Origin of the sequence: Micrococcus sp. KRD077 (assembly GCF_017168505.1) — a bacterium.
GTDB classification, from domain to species: Bacteria; Actinomycetota; Actinomycetes; order Actinomycetales; family Micrococcaceae; genus Micrococcus; species Micrococcus luteus.
Map to the genome: position 1 here is coordinate 9060 of NZ_JABFAZ010000014.1, position 6367 is coordinate 15426.

Below are 6367 nucleotides of genomic sequence, written 5' to 3' on the forward strand. Positions count from 1 at the left end.
GCGCGGCCGGTCCGGGTCGGGAGCATCGGGGCGATCAACTCCCATTGGGCGTCGGAGAGCATCTGGAACCGGGACATGTCCCCAGGGTCTCAGCTGACTCGTGCATCTATTCTCAGACACGCCCTAGGTCGCGGGCGAGTACCGCCGGGTAGCTCGGGCCCTCGAGGAGTGTCATGAGGATGCGGGAGCGGGTCGGGTCGGCCATCGCCCGGCCCAGCCGGTTCATCACGTCCAGCCGCGAAGCAATAGTCAGCATGCGCTGACCATACAGAACCTGCTGACCTCTCGTGTGTGGCTCCCGCTGCTGATATCTGCATAGGTGTATGGTCGTGGCATGAGTGTGACGCCGTTGGATTCGTGTCAGGTCACCGCCGTCCATCCGGAGAAGGTGGCGCTGACCCGGGAGAGGATCCCCGACGAGCGCGAGGCCGGCAGGTTGGCCGGGCTGTTCAAGCTCCTGGGGGACCCGCGCCGTGCCCGGGTGCTGTATGCGTTGCTGGAGGCCGGCGAGCTGTGCGTGTGTGACCTGGCGGCGTCGGTCGATGTCGCGGAGGCGTCGGTGTCCCAGGTGCTGCGGGTGCTGCGTTCCGCTGGGGTGGTCGAGAACCGCCGGGAGGGGCGGATGGTGTACTACCGCCTCGCTGACGGGCATGTGCGGATGCTGCTGGACGTCTCCCGTGAGCACGCCCGCCACGAGGGGCAGGGCTGATGGGGGCGGGACACAGCCATGCCCCGGCGACCGGGCATGCCGGTGGCCGCTACCGTCGGCGGCTGGCGGGGGCGTTCGCCCTGACGGCGGGCTTCTTCCTGATCGAGCTGGTCGCGGGGCTGGTGTCGGGGTCGTTGGCGCTGCTGTCGGATGCCGGGCACATGGCTGCCGATGTGGTGGTGCTGGGTGTGGCGCTGCTGGCGACGCGCATCGCGAGCCGGCCGGACTCCACGGGGCGACGCACCTATGGCTCCTACCGGGCCGAGGTGTTCGCCTCGGCGTTGGCGGTGCTGGCGATGCTCGCGGTCGGGGTGTACGTGGTGGTCGAGGCCATCAGCCGGCTGGGCGACGCGCCGGAGGTGGCCTCCGGCGCCATGCTCGCGGTCGGCTTCGCCGGCCTGGTGATCAACATCATCTCCATGCTGCTGCTGCGCAGCGGGGCCAAGGACAGCCTGAACGTCAAGGGCGCCTACTACGAGGTGATCGCCGACGCCGCCGGGTCGGTGGGTGTCATGGTCGCCGGCGTGCTGATCATTCTCACCGGCCAGCCGATCTGGGACGTCGTGGTCGCGGCGCTCATCGCGGTCTTCGTCATCATCCGGGCGGTGGTTCTGGGCAGGCAGGTGATCGCGGTGCTGGGCCAGCACGCCCCGGAAGGGGTGGACCCGGAGGACGTCGCCGGTGACCTGGACGCGGTCGAGGGGGTGGAGGAGGTCCACGACCTGCACCTGTGGACCCTGACGTCGGGGATGAACGTGGCCACGGCCCACCTGGTCGCTGACCAGGGCGCGGACCACGGCGCCGTGCTTGCCGGCGCGCGCCGGGTGCTGCGCGACCGTTACGGTATCGCCCATGCCACCTTGCAGGTGGAGGGCGCCGGCAGCGACGGCTGTCACGACCTGAGCTGGTAGCACTCGGCACGGAAGCCCGCTCGCGAGAGCCGCACATGCTTGAGCAACGTCTTAGGAGCGCGCGATGACCGCGAAGCACGGCAAGGGCCCCGGGCCGGACGAGGGCCAGCGGCCGGCCCGGCGCGGGGTGGTGCTCACCCTGCTGGGGATCGGTCTGGTCGCCGCGGCTTACGTGGTGACGATCGTGGTCATGGTGGTGCGGTGACGCGGCCCAAACGGACCGCGGCCTCATGGCGGCGCCGCAAGGCGGTCATCGCGTCGTCCAGTGCTGTCCTCGTCGGGTCGAGCACGTAGAGGTCGTGAAGACGTCCAGATATAGGCCTGGGACGGGAGTTCTTGCATCGACTGAACTCCCCGGTGGTTGCAGGTCCGATACGCAGGGGTGCCAGTAAGTAGGGCTGATCGGCGCCCATTTTCTTGTCTCGCGCCCCGGGGCGAGGCGGTCCCCTATCGGTGTCCCTGTGTGCGGGGCAGGTTCACGCCGCGCAGCAGGAGAGCTTGGCGATGTCGGTGGTGAAGGCCTGCGCGGTGAGCTTGAGGCCTTCGGCCATGGTCAGGTAGGGGCTCCAGAGGTTGGCGACCTGGCTGGTGGTCATGCCGGCCTCGAGCATGTAGACCCCGGCGGCGGCGAGGTCGCCGGCGTCCTGGGCCAGGGCGGTAATGCCGATGATGCGGCCGGTGTCGGCGTCGGTGACCATCTTGATGAACCCGCGGGTGTCGCGGTTGACGATCGCGCGTGGGACGTGCGCGAGTGACAGGACACGGCTGTCGTAGCGGATCCCGGCAGCGGAGGCCTGCCGTTCGGTCATCCCGACGGCGGCCAGGGCGGGGCTGGTGAACACGACCCGGGGCAGGTGGCGGTAGTCGACCTCGAGGCCGGCGCCGGTGAGGGCGTTGTCGGCGACGAGGGCGCCGTGGGCCGCGGCGACGTACACGAACTGACGGTGGGCGGTGACGTCACCGGCAGCCCAGACGCGCGGGTTGGTGCTGCGCAGATGGCTGTCGACAACCACCTCGCCGTGGTCGCCGGTGCGCACGTCGACGGTGTCGAGACCGAGCGTGGCGGTGACCGGGCGGCGCCCGGTGGCGACGAGTACCTCGGCCGCCCGGAGTTCCTGTGAGCCGTCAGTGGTGGTGGCAGTGACCGTGACCTCGCCGGTGGCCGGGTCGCGGCGGACCGCGCTGGGCACCGCGCCGCGGATGATCTGGATGCCTTCGTCCGTGAAGATCTCATCCAGGGCGGTGGACGCCTCGGGTTCTTCCTGGGACGCCAGCCGTGAGCGGACCAGCATGGTGACCCGGACGCCGAGCCGAGCGAAGAGCTGGGCCTGCTCCATCGCGACGTAGCCGCCGCCGATGACCAGCAGCGACTCCGGGACGTGGTCCAGTTCCATCGCGGTGGTCGAGGTCAGGTAACCGGCCTCCTGCAGGCCGGGGACCGGCGGCGCCCAGGGCCTGGAGCCGGTGGCGATGAGGTAGTGCGCGGCCCGGACCGTCTCCACCGTGCCGTCAGGGCCGGTGACGCGCAGTGCCGGCTCGCTGGGTGTGCCGACGAACGTGGCGTCCCCGGGGTGGAGATCCCATCCGTACTCGGTGGCCAGGTCCAGGTACTTCTCGCCACGCAGTGACCCGACGAGCCGATCCTTGCCGGCGATCAAGGCGGGCATGTCGACCGGCCGGACTTCGGGGAGCGGCAGGCCGGGGAACCGGGAGGCGTCGAGTGTGACGTGGCGGGCCTCGGCGGTCGCGAGCAAGGCCTTGGAGGGCACGCACCCGGTGTTCACGCAGGTACCGCCGACGGTGCCACGCTCGATCATCACCACCCGTCTGCCGAGGTTGGTGGCGCGGATCGCGGCCGCGAACGCCGCCCCACCGAACCCGATCATTGCCAGGTCATACGACCTGCTGTTAGCCGTTGCCGTCATGAACTCCTCCTTCATCGCCCTCAGGATCGACCTTCCAGTGCACTGGAAGGTCAAGGGGGAGAATGAGTGGCATGCGGATCGGTGAGGTGGCTCGGGCGTCGGGCACGACGAGCAAGACCCTGCGGTACTACGAGGAGGTCGGGCTGCTACCCGCCGCGGACCGCACCCCGGCGGGCTACCGGGACTACGGCGCCGAGGTGCTCGACCGGCTGGACTTCATCCGCCGGGGGCAAGCGGCAGTTGAGTCCCTGATAGTGGTGTAACCCTCCCCGGTCACCGACACCGTCCCCTGCACGGACGCGGTCACCGTGGGAGCCTTCGAGCGAACCTTCCAGAGCACTCTCGAAAGGGACATCACCACGATGACGAGCGGGTACATCATTTTTTCGGCAGGTTCGCCTGGGAGAGGTAGGCCGCGGCGCGGCGTAGGACTTCGTTCTCCTGCTCGAGGAGCCGGATCCTGCGGCGGGCTGCGCGGAGTTCTTCGGCCTCCGTGGCGGTGGTGCCGGGCTTGTTGCCGGCTTCGATCTCGGCTTGGCGCATCCAGTTCGTCAGACAGGAGAAGCTGATCCCGAAGTCCTTCGCGATCTGCTTCAAGTGGGTGCCGGGCTCACGGTTCTGGGCGACGCGGACGACGTCGTCGCGGAACTCTTGGGGGTAGGGGGCGGGCATGGTGCACATCCTTCCCTGCGGTGTGGGAACACCACAGATCGTATGTCACCTACACGCGCATCAGTCCCGTAAGCGCCTCTAACGTCTTAGAGGTACATCTCACGCTCAGAGAGGCTCTCAGGGCTTCTGGGGGGCCTTTTTAGGCCGTAGGGGGTCAACCCCTCCCCCGAACTCCCAGGAAATGCCCAGGGTGTTCGGAAATATCTCCCCAGGAGAAAATTGACCGCTAAAAGACCCCGAATCCCCAGTCGCGTAGGGCCCACTCCTGCGCCTGGACGCTGTGCTGGTGAAATGCCTTGATGTCTTCCGCCCATTGCCCCCTAGCGTGGTCACCCGTGACCGCATCGGGCCTCAAGGGTGTGCCGGTCATCAAGTCACGGGCGTCGAACGTCATGCGCGTCAACTCACCTACCAGGGTACGAAACTCTCTCCCCGTATGGCCGAGGATCTCCCACTCCAATTCGCCAGACTCCGGCGCGGGCCGATCCGTCTTGCTGACTGCTACGCAGAGTTTACGCATGAGAGGCACCGCCTCTGAGATGCGGGACAACATCTGCTCCTCTTCCGAACCACGCTCAGCGGCCCGTAGAAGGATCTGCGACTCCGCCCGCATGGAGTCCAGGTGCGGGATGTTTTCATCGGCGGTCACGGGAGAGTAGCCGCCTTCACTGACAGGGGCCCGAAGCAGAGACAGTGCCCGAGAGATCGTGTCAAGTGAATCAACCGTGGGACGTAGGCGCGTCCACTCAAGAGACTCGGCGCTGAGAGCATTGGAGCGTTTCGCTTCCTCCACAGAATCAGCGGCCCGGAGTGCAGACTCCTCAGCGGCATCAGCTGATCTTTTTGAATGCTTGGTCGCCCGTATCGAAACAATTATTGCAATGACAGCGGCGCACGCACTAGCCCCTGAAAACAAATTCTGCAACACCGAAGCATCCATCACATTCTCGCTTTCGCTAGGAGTCGCCATGCCCGAAAAATCTACCGTCTCCGAAGCCGTCTCCTCCGGGGACCGCCGCACCGCCCTCGTTGCTCTCCGGGACGCACTGGCGGCGGACATCGACAACCCGGAGACCCTGCCGCGAGACCGCGCGGCCATCGTCAAGCAACTGCAATCCGTCCTCTCTCAGATAGAGGACATCACCGCCCCGGAGTCCGAGACCGTCACGCCTCTTGAGGCGGCACGACGACGACGGGAGACCCGCACAGCCTAAGTGAAGCGTCCTGGGTTTCGTTCCGTGGTTAGACGGTCGCGGGCGCGGTCGTCGGGGTGTGAGTGTAGGCCGCTTCGACGACGCCCCTCTGCTGACGACGGACACGGTCCGGGTGTGGCGGCGCTGATACCTGGTAGCCACGCCACCCCCGGTCTGTGACCGGGGGTTCTTCGTTGGGCCGCTAGATGTACTGACTGGAGACGTTGATCGGAGCCTGTACCCCTTGTAGAGATGCAGCGAAGATTTCACACGACGCGCGGCCAAGAGTTCACAAACACGCGCCACACGTTCGTCTCTGCAAAGTAGGCCGAGCTGGAGATGAGTGAAGAAGGGCATCCAGGACGGGGCCGTGCGAATTCGCCTGGGTGCGTAGAAGGCGCCTCCAGACTGGAGCCGCGGTACTTCCTGCGGGTCGCACGAGCGCATCCACGCCCACTCCGAACACTCTGCATGTCTAAGAGTTGCTACTGGATCGCCATCCGCCACGTCCGGCGGCAGGGTGTCCTAGGGCGTGTCTGAGAATAGATGCACGAGTCAGCTGAGACCCTGGGGACATGTCCCGGTTCCAGATGCTCTCCGACGCCCAATGGGAGTTGATCGCCCCGATACTCCCGACCCGGACCGGCCGCGCCGGCAGGCCGTTCGCCGACGCCCGCACCATGGTGGAGGCGATCATCTACCGATACAGGTGCGGAATCGCTTGGAGGGATCTGCCCGAGGTCTACGGGCCCTGGCAGACCGTGTGGACCTGGCATCGGCGCTTGGCCGAAAAAGGCACCTGGGACACGGTGCTGTCCACGCTGACCGCCAGTTGAGTCCCGCATAGTGGTGTAGCGCCCGGTGGTCGGGCGTGTCGTCTCAGACGTGGACGCGGCCACCGTGTGATCCGTCGAGTCAACCTTCCACAGAATCCTCGAATGGAGTCATCACGATGAC

At 66.9% G+C, this 6367-nt stretch carries 7 protein-coding genes and 3 pseudogenes; 6 read left to right on the forward strand and 4 right to left on the reverse strand.

All coding sequences use genetic code 11. The features are described from left to right. Positions 1-124 precede the first annotated feature (124 nt). Positions 125-256: pseudogene (locus J1M39_RS04810) on the reverse strand (ArsR family transcriptional regulator); the annotation flags it as partial. A gap of 78 nt (positions 257-334) precedes the next feature. Here J1M39_RS04810 and J1M39_RS04815 point away from each other — a divergent pair. From J1M39_RS04815 to J1M39_RS04825, 3 genes are all read left to right on the forward strand, one after another. Beyond that, on the forward strand, positions 335-709 hold the full coding sequence (locus J1M39_RS04815; RefSeq protein ID WP_041103922.1) for an ArsR/SmtB family transcription factor: 375 nt from the start codon (positions 335-337) through the stop codon (positions 707-709). Next, entirely contained in the window at positions 709-1620 is a 912-nt protein-coding gene (locus J1M39_RS04820) for a cation diffusion facilitator family transporter (RefSeq protein WP_206496515.1), read from the forward strand. The genes J1M39_RS04815 and J1M39_RS04820 overlap by 1 nt, the downstream gene beginning before the upstream one ends. A 64-nt stretch (positions 1621-1684) precedes the next feature. Continuing rightward, complete coding sequence (locus tag J1M39_RS04825; protein ID WP_002854087.1) at positions 1685-1825, forward strand: hypothetical protein; 141 nt, start codon at positions 1685-1687, stop codon at positions 1823-1825. A 271-nt stretch (positions 1826-2096) separates the two neighbouring features. Here the strand turns inward: J1M39_RS04825 and merA are convergent, their stop codons facing one another. Next, positions 2097-3545 carry a mercury(II) reductase gene (merA, locus tag J1M39_RS04830; RefSeq protein WP_036341525.1) on the reverse strand — a complete coding sequence of 483 codons (1449 nt, stop codon included), beginning with the start codon at positions 3543-3545 and terminating at the stop codon, positions 2097-2099. 71 nt (positions 3546-3616) lie between these two features. Between merA and J1M39_RS04835 the strand changes: the two are divergent. Beyond that, a pseudogene (locus tag J1M39_RS04835) lies at positions 3617-3784 on the forward strand (MerR family DNA-binding transcriptional regulator); the annotation flags it as partial. Between the two features lie 139 nt (positions 3785-3923). On the opposite strand, the gene J1M39_RS04840 reads toward J1M39_RS04835, so the two are convergent. Next, entirely contained in the window at positions 3924-4217 is a 294-nt protein-coding gene (locus J1M39_RS04840) for an IS3 family transposase (protein WP_031943901.1), read from the reverse strand. Between the two features lie 226 nt (positions 4218-4443). Next, complete coding sequence (locus tag J1M39_RS04845) at positions 4444-4866, reverse strand: hypothetical protein (RefSeq protein ID WP_036316258.1); 423 nt, start codon at positions 4864-4866, stop codon at positions 4444-4446. Between the two features lie 202 nt (positions 4867-5068). Here J1M39_RS04845 and J1M39_RS04850 point away from each other — a divergent pair, with 202 nt between their 5' ends. Beyond that, the gene (locus tag J1M39_RS04850) at positions 5069-5431 is read left to right on the forward strand and encodes a hypothetical protein (RefSeq protein WP_181392476.1); all 363 of its coding nucleotides are present in this window, start codon (positions 5069-5071) and stop codon (positions 5429-5431) included. 554 nt (positions 5432-5985) lie between these two features. After that, positions 5986-6243 (forward strand): annotated as a pseudogene (locus J1M39_RS04855) (transposase); the annotation flags it as partial. Positions 6244-6367 lie beyond the last annotated feature (124 nt).

Bases quoted from the DNA above. Each gene is read 5' to 3' on its own strand.
- J1M39_RS04815 (WP_041103922.1), top strand. From the start codon at position 335: ATGAGTGTGACGCCGTTGGATTCGTGTCAGGTCACCGCCGTCCATCCG.
- J1M39_RS04820 (WP_206496515.1), top strand. From the start codon at position 709: ATGGGGGCGGGACACAGCCATGCCCCGGCGACCGGGCATGCCGGTGGC.
- J1M39_RS04825 (WP_002854087.1), top strand. From the start codon at position 1,685: ATGACCGCGAAGCACGGCAAGGGCCCCGGGCCGGACGAGGGCCAGCGG.
- merA (WP_036341525.1), bottom strand. From the start codon at position 3,545: ATGACGGCAACGGCTAACAGCAGGTCGTATGACCTGGCAATGATCGGG.
- J1M39_RS04840 (WP_031943901.1), bottom strand. From the start codon at position 4,217: ATGCCCGCCCCCTACCCCCAAGAGTTCCGCGACGACGTCGTCCGCGTC.